Genomic DNA, 17,706 nt, shown 5'->3' on the forward strand with positions numbered 1-17,706 from the left:
CATTGCGGGAGATTGCCTCCCGTGATCCCGTGGCGCTGCCGAGGTCGGATTCGGCCGGTCTGCGGGGCCAGTTGGCCAGAAATTTATCTTCCTCGGGAATCTTCGGTACGCGTCGATCGTCCATCTCTATGGGAGATGGGGGCGGAATGGGCCACAGGAGCCGCATCCGGTCCCCGGGCGGCGTAAAACAGCGCAAGCCGGGCAGCCACTGGGGAGCCGCGTCTTCGGACACGGGGCAAGCGGTCTGCTGGCGGTGGGGAGTGACTCGGTGATGGGCACGGCGGAGCGGCGCGAGGCGCCCGAGGACGGGACGGCGGCGCATATGAGGGCGCGGCGTGGCCCCGAAGCGCTGGATCACGACATTCCGGCGGACAAACGCCTGGCGACGGGCGGCCGCGATGTTCCGGTAGCCGCGGGCACGGTGACGACGGACCGGCACGACGTTTCGGCCGGCTCCGGTAGCCAGGCGGCGACAGGCAAGAGTGGAGCCGGGGCCGCCGGCAGAGGGGCCCAGGAGTGGTCGGCATACCGGCCGTTGTGGGTCGAGGAGGCCGCCCGGCGGCGCCGGATGCCGGATCCGGTGCGGACGGCGTCGGTGCGGGCGGTGCTGATCATCGCGGTGACGCTCGTACAGGCGATGGTGGCCTTCCTGTGCACGCTGGCGGGGTCGTGGCTGGCGTTCCCGATGGTGATCAGCAGTGTGGTCAGCACGGTGTTGGCCACCTGGGGCGCCCTGGACGTCTGGGTGACCCGACAGGTGTGGAACCAGCGCAATGGCGTCGTCTCCACGCCGAGCAGTACGGCGCGCATCCTGCGACGGGAGCGGCGCTGGGCACGACGTCAGACTCGGGAGGCCGAGCGCGCTCAGGAGCGAATACGCCGACGGGGCGGGGCTGGCCAGTTGTCGCATTCTTGAACGCGATTGAATGACCCAGAGCCGGGGCTGAGGAAGGGCTCCCAGTGGCCCTGCCGAGCCAAGTTTCGGGCACGGGCCGGGCGGCCGAGCCAAGGCCGGGCGCCGGAGCCTGGCCGAGTGCCGCAGCCGAGCCGAGTTCCTGGGGCGGGCCGAGTACCGGAGCCGGGCGTGCCGGGCCTGGGCCGGGCCGAGCTGCCGGGGTCCGTGATCGGGCCCCGCAGCCTCCGGCCCAGTCGCGAGAGCATCTTGAGCGTGCCGCCCGGACGGCGTCAGACCGAGGTAGGCCGTGCCTGGTTCGTCCCGCGGACCAGTTCGCGCCGCGCTCCCATGACCGCACGTGGCGCGGTCCACGGAGAGGACAGCGGTCCCCGTACGGCCGCGCACTGGGCCGCTGCTTCGCGTACGCATGGCTGCCTACCCTGGTCACCGGCACCGCCGTGCACATCGCGTACTTCGGCGAGAAAGTGTCGGCCACGCTCGCCGACGAGCCTCTCTTCGACCGCAAGTCGACCGCAAGATGCCCCCCATCCGCCGATAGGAGACTCCGGTGTCCCCCACTTACGACGTGATCGTCATCGGTCTCGGCGGCATGGGCAGCGCCGCCGCCCACCACCTCTCCGCGCGCGGCGCCCGCGTGCTCGGTCTGGAGAAGTTCGGCCCGGTGCACAACCGCGGCTCCAGCCATGGCGGTTCACGCATCACCCGGCAGTCGTACTTCGAGGACCCGGCGTACGTCCCGCTGCTGCTGCGCGCCTACGAGCTGTACGACGACCTGGAGCGGTCCACCGGTAGGGACATCGCCACGCTCTGCGGCGGCGTCATGGTCGGACGCCCCGACACGCCCGCCGTCTTCGGCTCGCTGCGCTCGGCCCAACAGTGGGACCTGCCGCACGAGATGCTGGATGCGAAGGAGATCCGCCGCCGCTTCCCGACGCTCGCGCCGAAGGACGACGAGGTGGCGCTGTACGAGAGGAAGGCCGGTCTCCTTCGGCCGGAGAACACGGTCGCCGCTCATGTCCAGCTGGCCACCCGGCAGGGCGCCGACCTGCACTTCGAAGAGCCGATGACCCGCTGGGAGCCGTACCGGGACGGAGTCCGCGTGCACACTGCCGAGAACACCTACACCGCAGGCCAGTTGGTGATCTGCCCGGGCGCGTGGGCGCCTCAGCTGCTGACCGATCTCGGGGTGCCGTTCACCATTGAGCGGCAGGTCATGTACTGGTTCCAGCCGAAGCACGGTATTGATCCGTTCCGCCCCGAGAAGCAACCCATCTACATCTGGGACGACGCGGTCGGCGTCCAGGTCTACGGCTTCCCGGCGATCGACGGCCCCGATCTCGGTGCCAAGGTCGCTTTCTTCCGCAAGGGCGAGGCCACCACCCCGGAGACGATCGACCGGACGGTCCACGAGGACGAGATCCGGGCCATGGCGGATCACATGTCCGGCTGCATCCCGGACCTGCCCGGCACCTTCCTCAAGGCCGCGACCTGCATGTACTCCATCACCCCCGACGAGCACTTCGTCATCGCCCGCCACCCGGCGCACCCGGAGTCGGTCACCGTGGCCTGCGGGTTCTCCGGACACGGCTTCAAGTTCGTGCCCGTCGTCGGCGAGATCCTCGCCGACCTCGCCCTGACCGGCACCACCGAGCACCCCATCGGCCTGTTCGATCCCGCCCGCCTCGCCGCCACGCCCGCCTGAGCGACAGGCACGTCCCACCTGAGGGCACGCGGGCGGATGGCCAAGTCCGTCCAGTTGGTTTGCCGCGCGAACGTGCAGGGCTTCGAGGCGTGTGAAGTGCACATCACCGGCTACGTCCTCGCGGGCGTACCTGGAGGTGCGGTCGACGAGCGCACGTGATTGAACACAGTGGAGGCGATCGCCGCCGCCGAGCACGGTGACCTGACCTGCTGCTGCGGGTCGTCGACCTCCCCCTACGGGACAAGGGTGCGCTTGCGCCGGCCGAGTCGCTGGACCCGGGGAAGCGCCTCATCGATAGCGAGTACGACATCGACATCGTGTTGTGTACTCGGGCCTTCGGGGCCGCCGAGGGCCGCGAGACGAAGCACATCTGGCGACATCCGGCGCAACACCATTCCCGCACCGCAGGGGTGGTTCGCCCGACTCCCGGGTAACAGCACGCTCACCGCCCCTCTCATTGATCCCGTCATTGCCCCCGGCACCCGCCCGAGCCGCCCGCTCCCCTTCCCCGGTCCACGAGGAGTCCGCTCATGCCAGCACCGGAGCAACCCACCAGTCCGCACAGTCACGACGATGCCGAACTCGCCGAGTTCGGCTACAAACCCGAACTCAAGCGCAGCCTCGGCAACTTCCACACCTTCGCCGCCGGGATCAGCTACATCTCGATCCTGACCGGCACGTTCCAACTGTTCTACTTCGGCTACGGCAGCGGCGGCCCCGCCTACTGGTGGTCGTGGCCGATGGTGTTCGTCGGCCAGTTCATGGTCGCCCTCTGCTTCGCGGAGCTGGCCGCCCGCTATCCCGTCGCGGGCTCGGTCTACAACTGGTCGAAGAAGATAGGCAATCCGCACCTGGGCTGGCTCGCCGGCTGGATGATGTTGATCGCGTCCATCGTGTCCATCTCGGCCGTGGCGCTGGCCTACCAGTTGACGCTCCCCCAGATCTCGTCGGCCTTCCAGATCGTGGGGGACGGCACCGGCAAGTACGACGTGGCGACCAACGCGGTCATCCTGGCCGCGGTGTTGATCCTCTTCACCACCTTGGTGAACGCCTTCGGCGTCAAGTTGATGGCGAGAATCAACACGGCGGGCGTGTTCATCGAGCTGATCGCCACTGTCGTATTGATCGTCCTGTTCGCCGTCCACATCACCCGCGGCCCGCAGGTGGTCATGGAGACGAACGGCACCGGCGCGGGCTACGGCGCCGATACCTGGGCGCGTTCCTTGTGGCATCACTTGCGTCCGCATACGTGATGTACGGCTTCGACACGGCCTCCTCCCTCGGTGAGGAGTGCCTGGACCCGTCCCGCAACGCGCCGCGCGCCATCATCCGCGCCATCGTGGCCTCGTTCGTCCTGGGCGGCCTGATCCTGCTGCTCGCGCTGATGAGCGTCTCCAGCCTGAAGGGCGAGAAGCTGTCCACGGACGGACTGCAGTACGTCGTGCTCAACGTCCTCGGCCCCACGGCCGGCAAGGCCATGCTGTGGTGCGTGCTGATCGCCGTCACGGTGTGCGCCCTGGCGGTCCACACGGCGGCGATCCGGCTGGCGTTCGCGATGGCCCGGGACAACAACCTGCCGGCGTCGTCGCTGCTGGCCCGGGTGAGCCCCCGCTTCCAGACGCCGGTGCTGCCGACCGTGATCATCGGGCTCCTGTCGCTCGCCATCCTGGTGGTGAACATTCGTCAGCCGCAGATCTTCACCGTCGTCACGAGCATCGGCATCATCATGATCTACCTCGCCTACCTCGGTGTCACCGCCCCGATGCTGGTGGCGCGGCTGCGCGGCAGGTGGCAGCCGGCGGGCGACGGCAAGTTCTCCCTGGGCCGGTGGGGACTGCTGGTCAACATCGTGGCCGTGGTGTGGGGCGCAGGCATGACGCTCAACCTGATCTGGCCGCGCGCCTCGGTCTACAACGCGACGGCTCCGTACCACTGGTATCTGCAGTGGGGCGCGGTGCTGTTCGTCGCCGTCATCGCGGGCGGCGGTTTCGCCTACTACTGGTTCGTCCAGAGGCACCGGACGGGCGTCCTCGCCGAGCACAGCCTGGAGGGCCCTGCCACGTCGGCCAAGGAGGTCAACTCGCCCTGAGTTTCGACGAATTCGAGCTCTACAGTCCGTCCTGCACCGTGAAGGGGGAGGTGGGCGACGCCCCCTCGACCCCGCTCGACGCGCGGCTGCGAGCCAAGGGAGTCGAGGGACCCGACGGGGTCGACGGGGTCGAGGTGCTCAGGGTCGCGGACAGCTCGGTCATGTGGTCGGTGCGGGCCGTTTGAACATCCGTGTCGCCGTGATCTCGCTGTGTACCGCTTCCTCCGCCTGGGGCTGCTGCGGCAGTCCCGGGCGGAGGTGTTCCTCGACCCTGATGTACTTCAGGCCGGCCCTGAGGTCGGCGTCGTTGCGCAGCCGGATGACCAGCGGGAACTCTGCCAGCGCTGTCGTGTCGAACAGGCCCGTGGTGTACAGGAGTTGGACGCCAAGCGCGTCCGACACGGCCCGCTGGAGCTCCAGCAGATACGTCGCGTTGGCGCGCCCGATCGGGTTGTCCAGGAACAGCGTCCCGGCGTGCCGGTGCTTGTCCCGGCCCCGGTCGTTCGACCGCAGCGCCGCCATCGTGCAGTACAACGCGATTGCCGCCGTCAGCAGCTGACCACCGGAGAACACATCGCCCATCTGGCCGACGGGCACCCGCTCCGCACGCAGTACGGCATCCGGCTTGAGGATCTCGACGGCGACCCCCTTGGGCTGAAGCGCCGCGGCGACGCCGCGCAGCAGCAGGGACATGCCGTCCCGCCTCAGGTCCGAGTTCTTCTTCACCGCCGCCCGCGTCGCCTCGTCGATCACCTCGCCCAGCCGTTCGGTGAGGGTGGCCTGGTCGGGCTCCTCGAAGCGGATGCGCAGGAACTCCTGGCCGGACCACTCGCCGAGCCCCTCGGGCAGCCGGGAGAGCCGCTGGGCGGACCGCAGCGTGGCCAGTGCCGACTCGACCAGGCCCCGGAGCCGGTCCACGATCGAGTCCCGGTTCCGCTCGAGCTGCACCAACTCGTCGGTGAGCACGCGGAGTCGGGGCGCGAAGGCGTCCGCCCACTTCTGCGCGTGCTCGGGCAGCGCGGAGGCGGGCAGCTCGCGGATCTGCTGGCGAGCGGGGGTGCGGACCTGCTCGTAGCGCGTGGAGTTGGCGTGCCGGACGAGCACATCACTCGCCTCGCGTACGGCGGCCTCGGCGGCGGAGAGGTCGGCGGCGCAGCCGCGCAGCGAACGGCGGGCCTCCGCGGCGGACTGGCGGGCCTCGTCAAGGTTGCCGGGGTACGGCTCGGGCTCCTCGTGCTCCTCGTCCGAGGTGTGCTCGCGCAGCAGGTCGCGCAGCATCGCGGCGATCTCGTCGAAGCCGCCCGCCGCGTCCTCGGCGGCGCGGTGCGCTTCGAGGAGCTCCGCATGCGCCTCTCGGGCCTGCGTCAACGCCTCGGTGCGGGAAGCGAGTTCGGCGGACGTCGTCCGCAGCAGCGCTTGCGCGTGCTCGGCGTCGCGCGGCTGGAGTTCCTCGGACAGCACGGTGTGCGCCTCGCCGTCCTCGGGCGCGTGCCGCTCGGCCTCGCCGCGGAGCCGGCCGAGTTGCTCACTCGCGCTGGACATGCGGGTCTCCAGGAGCTGGACCAGTTCGTCCGCGCGCGCGACGGCCGCTTGCCGGGAGGGACCGTCGGAGCCGTCGGGTGACTGGAGGAGCTGTTCGGCCCGGGTACGGACCTTGTTGCTCAGCCGGTCCAGCTCCGCGCGTGCCGCGCTCTCGTCGCTCTCCGCGCGGGCCTGCTCGGCCCGCAGATCAGCGCCGACCCCGACCTTCTCGTACACCTGGGAGGCGGCCCGGTACGCCTCACGGAGTGCGGGCAGGGACGCCCTCGGGGCATCCGCGTCGGTGTCCGGTACGTCGTCGGGGGCGCCCGCGATCTCCGAGCGCTCGGCGCGCAGGGCACGGGCGGTGCGGCGCGCGTCGTCGGCGGCGCGCTGGGCGGCACGGCGGTCCTCGTCGGCGGCGCGGGCGCGATCCAGGCAGGTCTGGGCGCGGGCCTCGGACTCGGCGGCCTCGTCGGCGAGTTCGCGCAGCTTGACCTGCCAGCCGGCCCGCTCACGCAGCCTGAAGGCCAGCCCGGCCAGGGCGTCGGCGGCGCGCCGCGCCTTCTGTGCGGCCTCCTGCCGCTCGTCGCGGACCTGGGCGGCCTCGGCGGCGGCTTCGTCGGCCTCGGCCCGTACGGTCCGTGCCTCGGCCAGCTCCCCCTCGGACTCCTCGGCGAACGCTCGCGCGTCCCGGGCCGCCTGCGCCAGCTCGACCAGCCGTCCGGCCGGACAGCCGGTCCGCCACGAGGAGAGCCGCGCCACCAGCTCGCGGTCCTTGCCGAGCCGCGTGGCGAGGGTGCGGATCTCCTCGTCCCGCTCGGTCGCCCGGGCGCGCAGCGTCTGCCGCTCCTCGTCGGCGGCGTGCTCGTCGTGCATGGCGGGGTTGGGCGGTACGAGGAAGACGTCGCCGGACTGCGCATCGGCGGCCGGGGTCGGGGCGAGCAGGGCGGCCGCCGTGCCCACGGCTACAGCCGACCGTGGCAGCAGGGCCGCGTCGCCCAGCACCTCGCGGGCACGCGCGTGCGTGTCGGGGTCGGTGATGATCACGCCGTCGACGAGCTCCGGCCGGGCGGCCAGCACGCGCGCGTGGTCGGTGGGGTCGACGGCCTGGGCGAGGTAGCGCCAGCCCGGCAGGGCCGGGATGCCCTGCTCGCCGAGGAACTCCACGGTGGCCAGCACGTCCGGGCCGGGCGGCAGCAGCCCGCCGTCACCGAGGGCGCCCAGGATCCGGGAGTCGTCGGCGGCGGCCGTGCGCAGCTCGAAGAGCTGGCGCTCGGCTGCGGAGACGGCGTCGTCGAGAAGCTCACGCAGTTCGTCGGCGAACCGGTCCAGCTCCTCCGGGGTGAGGGCACCGTCGGCGGGGACTCTCGAAGCCGCGTCCTCCTGGCCGGCGCGCGCGGTCGTGGGCACCTTCTCGTCGTCACCCGCGCGCGGGCCGGGCACGGACCCGCGCCTCACGCCGGACTCGCCGGTCAGGCTCAGCAGCTCGGCCAGCCGCTCCTCCCGCGCGAGCGCCTCGGCCAGGCGGTGTTCCGCCTCGTACGACCGCTCCGCCGCCGTGGCCGCATCCGCCGCGCGAGCCGCCGTCAGCTCCGCGCGGGACTCGGTCGAGGCCGCCTCGCGCGCGTGCTCCGAGGCTCGCCGAGAGGCCTCGCGCGCGGTGTCCCAGGCGGCGACGGCCGTCTTCTCGGCGTCGCTCGCGGCGAGGGCCGCGCGGGCCGGGTCGGCGTCGGGCGCGCTGTCGTCGAGCCAGCCCGCGCGCACGGCCTCGGCGGTCTCCTGCTCGACCTCCGAGAGCCGCTGCCGCAGATGCCCAACCTCGCTGCGGGCCCGCTGCGCCTCGGTGGCGGCGGCGGTGGAGTCCCGGTGCGCGGACTCGCTGACCTCCTGGAGCGCGGCGGACCGCTCCTCCCCCTCGTTGGCGAGGGTCTCGGCGCTCTCCGCGGCCGCGTGCAGGGCCCGTACGAGATCGACGGCGGCCTTGGCGCGGGCGGCCAGCGCGGGGGCCGCGTCCCGCTCGGCCTCCTGGATCGCGACGGCGACGCGCGCGACGCGGTCGGCGGCGGCGCGGTGCCGCAGGACGACCTCGGCGGCCTGCCAGGCGGAGTGCAGGGTGCGCGCGTCGGCGAGCTCGCGCTTCTGCGCGGCCGCCGACTTCTCTGCCGCGGCGAGCGCCAACGAGGCGTGGCGGTAGGCGAGTTCGGAGGCGATCAGCGCGCTGCGCTCCCGTGCCGCCTCGGCGTGGGTCACGGCGTACGCGGCGGCGGTGACCCGCTGGGCGAGGTCGGCGGCCCGGACTCGCTCCTGGACGCCCCGCGCGGTGAGCCGCCGGGCCAGGGTCCGGGTCCGCCGCTCGGCACCGGTGTGGATGTCCCGCGCGCGTGAGCGTGCCTCGGCGGCTTCCACGATTCGCCCGAGCAGGTCGACGGACCCGGCGGTGAAGTCCCGTTCGGCGATCAGCTCGGCGCGTCGGCCCAGCTTGTTGCCGAAGCCGCTGACCAGGTCGGCGAGGCCGTCGGTGTCCCGCGTGTCCGTCACGGCCCGTAGCAGCAGGTCGGTGAAGTCGGAGTCCTTCTTGACCGCGAAGAGGCCGGCGGCCTCGCCCTCGTCGGCGTTCATCTCGCGCTGGTAGCGGAAGAGCTCGGGGTCGAGGCCGAGGTCGCCGAGGTGCTCGATCCACCGGTCGTGGATCTCCTCCCAGTGCACCTCCAGATGCGGATACGCCTTGCCCGCCTCCGTGATGGCGTCCCGGAAGCCCTTCATGGTGCGGCGGCGCCCCTGCGCGCTCGACTGGCCCTCGACGGGCGGCCGTACGGCGGTGGACTCGGCGACGGGCAGGTTGTCCAGGCTCAGTCCAGGCCCCGGGCGGAAGGAGTACCAGGCCTCGGCGAACTTCCGCGGGTCGTTGGAGACCTGGCGCCCGCGCCACTCGCTGACCTTGCCGACCACGACGCACTCGCCGGTGAGCGTGTGCTGCCACTCCAGCGCGACATGCCCGCAGTCGTCGGCGAGCAGGAACTTGCGCAGCACACCGGAGCTGGCGCCGCCGAGGGTGTTGCGGTGGCCCGGCAGCATCACGGAGAAGATCAGCTTGAGCAGGACCGACTTCCCGCCGCCGTTCTCCAGGAAGAGCACCCCGGCGGGTGCGGGCCGGCGCGGCGGACCGACGGGCTCCTCCTCGAAGAACTCCGCCTGTGTCGGGGCGGGGTCGGGCACGGGCTGGCCGACACCGCGCAGGTCCAGCACGGTGTCGGCGTAGCGCGCACCGGCCGGTCCGATGGAGTAGAGGCGGACCCGGGACAGCTCGTACATGGCGGACTCTCGTAAGTCTTCGTCTGAGTCTTTGTCAGATCAGGGATGTTCGGGGCTTCAGGCGGAGTGGAACGGCAGCCCGGCGTCGGCCACCAGGTCCAGGTCGTCCGTGTCCTCGGCGGGCAGCAGGCTCGGCGTGCCGTCGGTGACCGGGACCACGCCCAGCTCCAGCAGCTCGGCCATGGCGGCAGTGCCCGCCATGTCACGCACCTGGAGCTGGTAGCGAGCCGTGGTGCGGTAGGTGCCGCCGTTGTCGTCGCCGGTGCGCTGCAGGAACCCGGAGTCGGTGAGGAAGGCAGCCGCCTTGCCGACGATGCCGGTGGTCGAACCGGCGAGTCTGCGCGCGTCCTTGGTGGCGCCAGTCGCGCTGCGTCTCACCCAGATCCGCCAGGCGGCCTCCAGGCCGGGCGCGTCCGTCGCCGGATCGGTGTTCTCGCCCTGTTCCTCGGCACGCTCCTCCAGCCGTCGGCAGGCCTGGCGTACGAAGGCGTCGACGCCGTTGACCGTCACGCGCCCGATGTAGCCGTCGTCGGCCAGGTCCTCGGGCCGCGGGAACGCCATGGCGGCGACGGCGAGATGGGCCAGCCCGTGCAGAAAGCGGTCGCTGCCGTCGGCGGACGTACGGCGCGCGTAGTCGCCCATGCGGACGGCGAACACGGAGTCCTCGGCGGCCGTCACGGCCATCCCCGCGCGCGGGGACACCTCCAGCACGACCAGTCCCAGCCCGGCGGCCACGGCGTCCGCGAGCCGCGCGAACGGGGGATCCTCCCGGTAGCGCCGCAGCAGCTCCGTGTACTCCTGATCCCGCGCGGGCTGCAACTTCGGCTGCAGCCCGAAGGCCACCAGCCGAGCCGCGTCGGCGGCGTCGGCGGGCGTGACGGCGGCGGGCACCGACGGGGCGGCGGCCTCCGGCTCACTCCGATCGACGTGCTCGGTCACGGTTTCGGCTCCTTGCTGGGGTGTTGCTCGCAGTCGCGGTGCTGGGCGAACTTGCGGTGTCGGGCGAACTTGCGGTGTCGGGCGAACTTGCTGTGCTGGGCGAACTTGCTGTGCTGCTCGTACGCCCGGTTCTCGGCGCGGCTCATGCTGCTTCCGTTCTGTCGGCGGCCATCCCCGCCGCATCCAGCAGAGCCGTCCCCACGATCAGGTCGGCCCCGCCGAACTCGGGATCGTCCAGCTCCGTCCCGTCGTCCACGGCGAACAGCAGCTTCTCCTCGCCCTGCCGATAGGCCGTACCGACCGGCGGACTGGCCGCGTGAACGGCCAACAAGGCCACCAGATACGGCAGATCAGGGTCCTGGCGCCGCGCCTGGGCCAGCAGCCCGGACAGCCGCCGCGGAGCATCCGCCGGCAGATCCAGCAACTCCATCGCGGCGGCGAGCTGCTCCTCGCTGAACCGGCTGTCGGCCGGCGTCGCGATGAGGTCGGGCTCGGGCATCTCGGCGCCCAAGTGCTCCCGCTCCACGGGCGGCGTCAGCAGTATGTCGACGAGATCGGCGACCCGCACGGACACCGGCGTACGCATCCCCGTGCCGCGCGCGAAGAAGGCGTCCGTGACCCGGACGGACTGCTCCAGGGGCAACGGCAGGACGGGGGCCAGGAGATGCCCGTACAGATCTGTCCCCGACGTCGTCATGGGCGTCGCGAAGGCCTGCCGGTCCTGCTCGGCGCGGAACAGCGGCCCGGCCTCCAGCAGACGGGACTGCAGTTGCGTGTGCCGTCGGATGCAGTCCTTGACGATGTCGACGAGCTCGGCGGCGCGGCGCTTGTGCTCCGGGTCCTCGGTCTCGTCGCGCGCTTTGCGGATGTTGGTGAGGATCGCGTTCTCATGGCGGTACCGGTCGGCGACGTGGTCGAGCGCCTCGGCGATCATGTCCGGTACGGCGTTCAGCCAGTCGACCGCGCGGACGTTGCGCCGGGTCGCGTCCAGGGCTTTGCGGAGCGTCTCCGAGTACTGCACGGTCCGGTAGCGGGCCTGCTCGGCGGCCAGCTGCGCGTCGGCGAGCCGACCGCGGTTGATCAGCACCTCCAGCTTGACCTCGGCGGCGATCTGGGCGCTGGTGACATCCGTGTCTAGGGCGCCGACCAGGACGTTGACCGCCTCGTCGGTCGTACGGAGGTACACCGTGCCGCCCGGCCCGGGCACCTCCTCGATCAGCTTGAAGTCGTAGTCACGGCGGACATAGCTGCCGTCCTGCGCGAACGTGCCGTACACGGCCCGGAAGCCGCGGTCCACGCTGCCGACGTTGATCAGGTTCTCCAGGACCCAGCGGGCCACCCGCTCGTGCTCGGCGACGGGGCGCTGCGGGGCCTGGGCGGCGATGCGCGGGATGAGGCGGGCGACGATCTGGTCGTGGTCGGCGCCCGTGTCGAAGTCCATGTTCAGCGTGACCAGGTCGATGGCGGCGAGCGCCACCTCCGCCATGCCGTACACCGAGTACTCGCCCGCCAGGTTGGCCTTGCGTGCGTCGAGGTCGTGCAGCGGCGCGGTGCAGGCGAGCGCGCGCAGCCGCCGCGCCAGCCCCTCGTCGGCGGCCGGGCCCGGAGCTGGGCGCGGCCCCGCGCTGAGCTGGGGCGGAACACGGTCCGTCGAAGCAGGCGAAGTCACGGTGCACAGACTAGGTCCTCGGTCTGACAACGACCCAAACGTCGGCCTTCCGCCGGGGAGCCGGGAACCGCAGGTCATCTTGTCGGTGCGGGTCGCCCGTGGTCACCCGTGGCCGCGCGGCGGAGCCGCATGCCGACACAGGCCCGCGCCGCTAGGGCGTGCTCGTCACCCGGCGTCGGTAGACCTCCACGACCCGCTCCAGTGAGTCGTCGAGATACACGGCGAGCAGCTTCTCAGCCTCGGCCTTGTCCCCCGCCTCCAGCGCCTGGAGGATCTGCCGGTTGCGCGCGAGATACGGTTCGTGCAGCCGCTTCGGATCGTCCACCACATGGAAGGCGAGCCGCAGCTCCGCGAAGACGCTGCGCATCAGCTCGTCCGTGCGGGCGCTCCCGGCGAGGGAGACCAGCTCGCGGTGGAAGTGGATGTTGGCGGTACCCAGACCTTTCCAGTCACCTTCACGCGCCGCCCGCTGCCCCTCCTCGACGGCTTCGGCGAGCCGGTCCAGGCCGTGCGGCGGCTGACCGAGCCCCCGTACGACGGCGCACTCGACGAGGCGTCGGGTGCGGTAGATGTCCTCGACGTCCTCCACCGTCAGGACCCGCACGAACACGCCCCGGTTCAGCTCGTGGACGAGCAGCCGTTCGTGGGTGAGCAGCCGGAACGCCTCGCGCAGTGTGTTGCGGGACACACCGAGCGCCCCTCCGATGCTGTCCTCCGACAGCCGGGTGCCGGGCGGGAAGTAGCCCTCGGCGATGCGGCTTCTGAGGATGTCCGAGACCCGCTCCGCCGTACTCGTGCGGCCCAGGAGGGCACGGTCGTCGGCCAGTCCGGCCAGCTGCTCTGCCATGCCCGGAATTCAACCGCAGACACGAGAACGAAACAACACGGGTATTGAAGGATCGTTCAACGATCCTCTACGTTACTGCTCACTGTTCAGCTCAGCTCCGCCCCTCCGTCCCCCTTCTGCGAGGTGCCCATGAGCACGACCCCTCCACCGCAGGCCCTGCCGGACGCTCACCCCACCTCTGACGAACGCGCCGCCGACGACGGCGCGTTCGCATGGCTGCGCGCCCTGGGACCGCGCGGCCGCCGCGCCTTCGCAGGCGCTTTCGGCGGCTATGCCCTGGATTCGTACGACTACTTCACCCTGCCGCTGAGCATGGTGGCGCTGGCCGCGTACTTCGGCCTGGACAGCGGCCAGACCGGCCTGTTCACCACCGTCACGCTCGTGGTCTCCGCGATCGGCGGCGCCGTCGCGGGCGTGCTGGCCGACCGGATCGGCCGGGTCAGGGCGCTGATGATCACCGTCATCACCTACGCGGTCTTCACCGTCGCCTGCGGCTTCGCGCCCAACTACGAGACCCTGCTGATCTTCCGCGCCCTTCAGGGCCTCGGCTTCGGCGGCGAGTGGGCGGTCGGCGCGATCCTGGTCGCCGAGTACGCGAGCGCCAAGCACCGGGGCCGCACCCTCGGCGCGATCCAGAGCTCATGGGCCGTCGGCTGGGCACTGGCCGTGGTCATGTACACCGTGGTCTTCTCGCTCGCCGGCGACGACCTCGCCTGGCGCGTGATGTTCTGGACCGGCGCCCTGCCCGCCCTGCTCGTCATCTGGATGCGCCGCCGCGTGCACGACGCTCCCGAGGCGGTGGCCGTACGGGAACAGAGCACCGAGAAGGGCTCCTTCGCCGCGATCTTCAAGCCCGGCCTGCTGCGTACGACGATCTTCGCGGGGCTGCTCTCCACCGGCGTCCAGGGCGGCTACTACACCCTCGCCACCTGGGTGCCGACCTATCTGAAGACCGAGCGCGACCTGTCGGTCGTCGGCACCGGCGGCTATCTGACGTTCCTGATCTCGGGCGCCTTCATCGGCTACCTGACCGGCGGTTACCTCACCGACCGGCTGGGCCGCCGGCGCAACATCTGGCTCTTCGCGCTGCTGTCGGCGGCCTGCATCCTGGCGTACGCGAACATCCCGGACGGCGCCAACACCCTGCTCCTGGTGCTCGGTTTCCCGCTCGGGTTCTGCATGTCGGCGATCTTCAGCGGCTTCGGTTCCTACCTGAGCGAGCTGTACCCGACGGCGGTGCGCGGCACGGGACAGGGCTTCACGTACAACACCGGCCGCGCGGTGGGCGCCGTCTTCCCCACCGCGGTCGGCTTCCTGGCCGACAGCTGGGGCGTGGGCGGCGCGCTGGTCTTCGGCGCGATCGGCTACGGCATCGCGGCCCTGGCTCTGCTCGGGCTGCCCGAGACGCGCGGGAAGGAGCTGGTGTGAACCGTACGGAGGACCGTCCGGTCACCGCCACCGACGAGCACGCGCACGCGTGGAGCCCCGAAACGGCCCGCTCCCGCTTCCGGGAAGGCCTCACGGGACCCACGGCCGGGGTCGCGGCGGGCCACACCCAGGTGAACCTGATCTCGGTGCCCGCCGACTGGGCGTACGACATGCTGCTGTTCTGCCAGCGCAACCCCAAACCCTGCCCGGTGCTCGACGTCACGGACGCCGGCTCCTGGACGACCGTCCTCGCCGAGGGCGCCGACCTGCGCACCGATCTGCCGCGCTACCGCGTGTGGCGGGACGGCGAGTTGGTGGACGAGCCGACGGACGTGCGCGCTCACTGGCGGGGCGACCTGGTGTCGTTCCTGATCGGCTGCAGCTTCACCTTCGAGTGGGCGCTCGCCGAGGCAGGCGTCCCGATCCGCCACGTCGAGCAGGGGCGCAACGTCCCGATGTACGTCACCGGGCGCCCGTGCCGTCCGGCCGGGCGGCTGCACGGCCCGATGGTGGTGTCCATGCGCCCGGTGCCGCCGCAGCACGTGTCGGCGGCGCTGCGGGAGACCGGCCTCCTGCCCGCGGTGCACGGCAGCCCCGTGCACTGCGGCGATCCGTCGGCCCTCGGTATCGCCGACCTCGGCAGGCCCGACTTCGGTGATCCGGTGGACATGGAGCGGGACGACATCCCCATGTTCTGGGCCTGCGGAGTGACCCCGCAGGCCGCGGTGATGGCCTCGCGCCCGCCGTTCGCCATCACCCACGCACCGGGCCAGATGTTCCTGACCGACGCCCGCGACGAGCAGTACCGCATCGTCGCCTGACCACCGGACTGAGGAAACGACCTACCCATGACCTCGATCGATCTCAACGCCGACCTCGGCGAGGGCTTCGGCCGCTGGCAGCTCACCGACGACGAACGGCTGCTGTCCGTCGTCACCAGCGCCAACGTCGCCTGCGGCTTCCACGCCGGGGACGCGGCCACCATGCGGCGGGTGTGCGAGCAGGCGGCCGAGCGCGGGGTACGGATCGGCGCCCAGGTCTCCTACCGGGACCTCGCGGGGTTCGGGCGGCGCGCGATGGACGTGCCGCCCGCCGAGCTGGCGGCCGAAGTGGCCTACCAGATCGGCGCCCTGGAGGTTTTCGCGCGGGCAGCGGGCACGCGCGTGTCGTACGTCAAGCCGCACGGCGCGCTGTACAACCGCGTCGTGCACGACGCGGAGCAGGCCGGCGCGGTCGTCGACGGGGTGCTCCTCGCGGACGCCACGCTGCCCGTGCTCGGCCTGCCCGGCTCGCGGGTCCTGGATCTGGCCGCCAAGGCCGGACTCCCGGCCGTCACGGAGGCGTTCGCGGACCGCGCGTACACCGAGCGGGGCACGCTCGTGCCGCGCGGCCAGGACGGCGCCGTGGTCACCGACCCGGAGGCCGTCGTGGAGCGCTCGGTGGGCCTGGCCCGCTCGGGCGTGGTCACCTCGCAGTCAGGGGTTCCCGTCGAGGTACGCGCGCGTTCCCTGTGCCTGCACGGGGACACGCCCGGCGCCGTCGAGCTGGCCCGCCGGGTGCGGGCACGGCTGGAGGAGTCGGGTGTCCGGGTGGAGGCCTTCGTATGAGGGCGCTGCCGGTCGGCGACGACGCCCTGCTCGTCGAGGTGTCCTCGGGCGAGGAGGCCCAGGCGCTGCACGCGGAGTTCCTCCGGCGCCGTACGGAGGGCTCGTTGTCGGTCCGCGAGATCGTCCCCGCCGCCCGCACGGTCCTGCTCGACGGCCTCGCCGACCCGGCCCGCCTGGCCTCCGAACTGACCACCGCCGAAGTGCCGCCCGCTCCTGCACGCGCGCGTGACGTCGTCGAACTCCCGGTGCGCTACGACGGACCGGACCTGGCCGAGGTCGCCGCGCACTGGGGTGTCACCGCGCAGGAGGTGGCCCGCATCCACGCGGGCACCGAATTCACCGTCGCCTTCTGCGGTTTCGCCCCCGGATTCGGCTATCTGACCGGCCTGCCGCCTCGCTACGACGTCCCTCGCCGGGCCACTCCGCGCACGGCCGTACCGGCAGGTGCGGTGGCACTGGCGGGCCCGTACACGGGCGTGTACCCGCGTTCGTCGCCGGGTGGCTGGCAGCTGATCGGCACCACGGACACGGTGTTGTGGGACCACACGCGGGTGCCGGCCGCGCTGCTGTCACCCGGCACGCGCGTGCGCTTCGTTCCGGTGGGGAGAGCATGAGCGACCGCGCGCTGTCCGTCGTACACGCCGGGGCGCTCACCACCGTGCAGGACCTCGGCCGCCCCGGGCACGCACACCTCGGCGTGCCCCGCTCGGGAGCGCTGGACGGGCCCGCGGCGGGACTCGTCAACCGTCTGGTCGGCAACACCCCAGAAGCGGCCGTGCTGGAGACCACACTGAGCGGCTGTGCGGTGCGGCCTCGCTCGACGGTGACCGTCGCGGTCGGCGGCGCGCCCTGCCGCGTCACGGTGGACGGACGCCCGGTCGCCTGGGGCGCTCCGGTGCGCGTGCCCGCCGGTGCGCTCCTGGACGTCGGCGCGGCCATGTCGGGCGTACGCAGCTATGTGGCCGTCTCCGGCGGGATCGCCGCCGATCCGGTACTCGGCAGCCGCTCCACGGACCTCCTGTCCGGCCTCGGCCCGCCGCCCCTCACGGACGGCGCGGTGCTGCCCCTGGGCCGGCCGACGGGGCTTCACGCACGCGTGGACGTCGGCCCGCAGCCGGCGCCCCCCGCAGAACTGGTCCTGCGCGTGACGCTGGGCCCGCGCGACGACTGGTTCACATCTGAGGCCGTGCGTGCCTTCACCGCCCGCGTGTACAGCGTCTCCGCCGCGAGCAACCGCATCGGGCTGCGCACCGAGGGTCCCGCCCTGGAACGGGCCCTGACCAGCGAACTCCCCAGCGAGGGCGTCGTCCTGGGCGCGGTCCAGGTGCCGCCCGACGGCCGGCCGGTCGTGTTCCTGGCCGACCACCCGACGACGGGCGGCTACCCGGTGATCGCCGTCGTCCGCGCGGCCGACCTCCCGGCCGCCGCCCAGGCGGTGCCGGGCACCCCGGTCCGCTTCGTGGCCGTACGCCGTCGCTGACCCCGCCACCCCTGCCTCCGGCGTGCGCTACGCCGCCTCCGGCGCGGGCCGTTGTCCCGGAACCGAGCGCTGTCCGGGCACCGACAGCCCCTCCGGCAGGGGCCACTGCCCCGCCGTGGGCCGAGTCTCCGGCGCCGACCGCTCAAGCACGGGCCTCTCAAGCACCGACCGATACTCAGAGACAGGCCGCTGCTCC

The 17,706-nt window shown here is 72.1% G+C and carries 14 protein-coding genes and 2 pseudogenes; 11 read left to right on the top strand and 5 right to left on the bottom strand.

From position 1 onward, the window contains the following. Positions 1-271 precede the first annotated feature (271 nt). The 6 genes and pseudogenes from AB5J49_RS07535 to AB5J49_RS07560 all read left to right on the top strand — a co-directional run bounded on the left by AB5J49_RS07535 (position 272) and on the right by AB5J49_RS07560 (position 4,892). Complete coding sequence (locus AB5J49_RS07535; protein WP_369167696.1) at positions 272-916, top strand: hypothetical protein; 645 nt, start codon at positions 272-274, stop codon at positions 914-916. 365 nt (positions 917-1,281) lie between these two features. Further along, positions 1,282-1,485 (top strand): annotated as a pseudogene (locus AB5J49_RS07540) (hypothetical protein); the annotation flags it as partial. After that, positions 1,464-2,618, top strand: a complete 1,155-nt coding sequence (gene solA / locus AB5J49_RS07545) for an N-methyl-L-tryptophan oxidase (protein WP_369167697.1) — start codon at positions 1,464-1,466, stop codon at positions 2,616-2,618. The pseudogene AB5J49_RS07540 and the gene solA, both read left to right, overlap by 22 nt. 36 nt (positions 2,619-2,654) lie before the next feature. After that, positions 2,655-2,777: a hypothetical protein gene (locus tag AB5J49_RS07550; protein WP_369167698.1), complete on the top strand. Its 123-nt coding sequence runs from the start codon at positions 2,655-2,657 to the stop codon at positions 2,775-2,777. A gap of 371 nt (positions 2,778-3,148) precedes the next feature. Further along, positions 3,149-4,707: pseudogene (locus AB5J49_RS07555) on the top strand (APC family permease). Positions 4,708-4,757: 50 nt separating this feature from the next. Next, complete coding sequence (locus AB5J49_RS07560) at positions 4,758-4,892, top strand: hypothetical protein (protein ID WP_369167700.1); 135 nt, start codon at positions 4,758-4,760, stop codon at positions 4,890-4,892. On the opposite strand, the gene AB5J49_RS07565 is transcribed toward AB5J49_RS07560, so the two are convergent. From AB5J49_RS07565 to AB5J49_RS07585, 5 genes are all read right to left on the bottom strand, one after another. Then, positions 4,867-9,540, bottom strand: a complete 4,674-nt coding sequence (locus AB5J49_RS07565; RefSeq protein ID WP_369167701.1) for a hypothetical protein — start codon at positions 9,538-9,540, stop codon at positions 4,867-4,869. The two genes, AB5J49_RS07560 and AB5J49_RS07565, sit on opposite strands and share 26 nt — an antisense overlap. Before the next feature lie 57 nt (positions 9,541-9,597). Beyond that, a complete protein-coding gene (locus AB5J49_RS07570; RefSeq protein WP_369167703.1) occupies positions 9,598-10,479 on the bottom strand; it encodes a hypothetical protein in 882 nt (293 codons plus the stop codon). Then, positions 10,476-10,625, bottom strand: a complete 150-nt coding sequence (locus AB5J49_RS07575; RefSeq protein ID WP_369167704.1) for a hypothetical protein — start codon at positions 10,623-10,625, stop codon at positions 10,476-10,478. The genes AB5J49_RS07570 and AB5J49_RS07575 overlap by 4 nt, the downstream gene beginning before the upstream one ends. After that, positions 10,622-12,148: a hypothetical protein gene (locus AB5J49_RS07580; protein ID WP_369167706.1), complete on the bottom strand. Its 1,527-nt coding sequence runs from the start codon at positions 12,146-12,148 to the stop codon at positions 10,622-10,624. Before AB5J49_RS07580 ends, AB5J49_RS07575 begins: the two co-directional genes overlap by 4 nt. A 151-nt stretch (positions 12,149-12,299) precedes the next feature. Continuing rightward, positions 12,300-12,995, bottom strand: a complete 696-nt coding sequence (locus AB5J49_RS07585; RefSeq protein WP_369167708.1) for a GntR family transcriptional regulator — start codon at positions 12,993-12,995, stop codon at positions 12,300-12,302. A 129-nt stretch (positions 12,996-13,124) separates the two neighbouring features. Here AB5J49_RS07585 and AB5J49_RS07590 point away from each other — a divergent pair, with 129 nt between their 5' ends. From AB5J49_RS07590 to AB5J49_RS07610, 5 genes are read left to right on the top strand one after another with little or no spacing between them, the layout of a single operon-like run. Then, complete coding sequence (locus AB5J49_RS07590) at positions 13,125-14,423, top strand: MFS transporter (RefSeq protein WP_369167709.1); 1,299 nt, start codon at positions 13,125-13,127, stop codon at positions 14,421-14,423. Continuing rightward, the gene (locus tag AB5J49_RS07595; protein WP_369167711.1) at positions 14,420-15,244 is read left to right on the top strand and encodes a putative hydro-lyase; all 825 of its coding nucleotides are present in this window, start codon (positions 14,420-14,422) and stop codon (positions 15,242-15,244) included. The genes AB5J49_RS07590 and AB5J49_RS07595 overlap by 4 nt, the downstream gene beginning before the upstream one ends. A gap of 27 nt (positions 15,245-15,271) precedes the next feature. Further along, on the top strand, positions 15,272-16,030 hold the full coding sequence (locus AB5J49_RS07600) for a LamB/YcsF family protein (protein WP_369167713.1): 759 nt from the start codon (positions 15,272-15,274) through the stop codon (positions 16,028-16,030). Next, complete coding sequence (locus tag AB5J49_RS07605; RefSeq protein WP_369167714.1) at positions 16,027-16,644, top strand: allophanate hydrolase subunit 1; 618 nt, start codon at positions 16,027-16,029, stop codon at positions 16,642-16,644. The genes AB5J49_RS07600 and AB5J49_RS07605 overlap by 4 nt, the downstream gene beginning before the upstream one ends. Continuing rightward, entirely contained in the window at positions 16,641-17,510 is an 870-nt protein-coding gene (locus tag AB5J49_RS07610) for a biotin-dependent carboxyltransferase family protein (protein WP_369167715.1), read from the top strand. The genes AB5J49_RS07605 and AB5J49_RS07610 overlap by 4 nt, the downstream gene beginning before the upstream one ends. Positions 17,511-17,706: the final 196 nt, after the last annotated feature.

The sequence above is a fragment of the Streptomyces sp. R28 genome (genome assembly GCF_041052385.1).
In the GTDB taxonomy this organism is placed as follows: domain Bacteria; phylum Actinomycetota; class Actinomycetes; order Streptomycetales; family Streptomycetaceae; genus Streptomyces.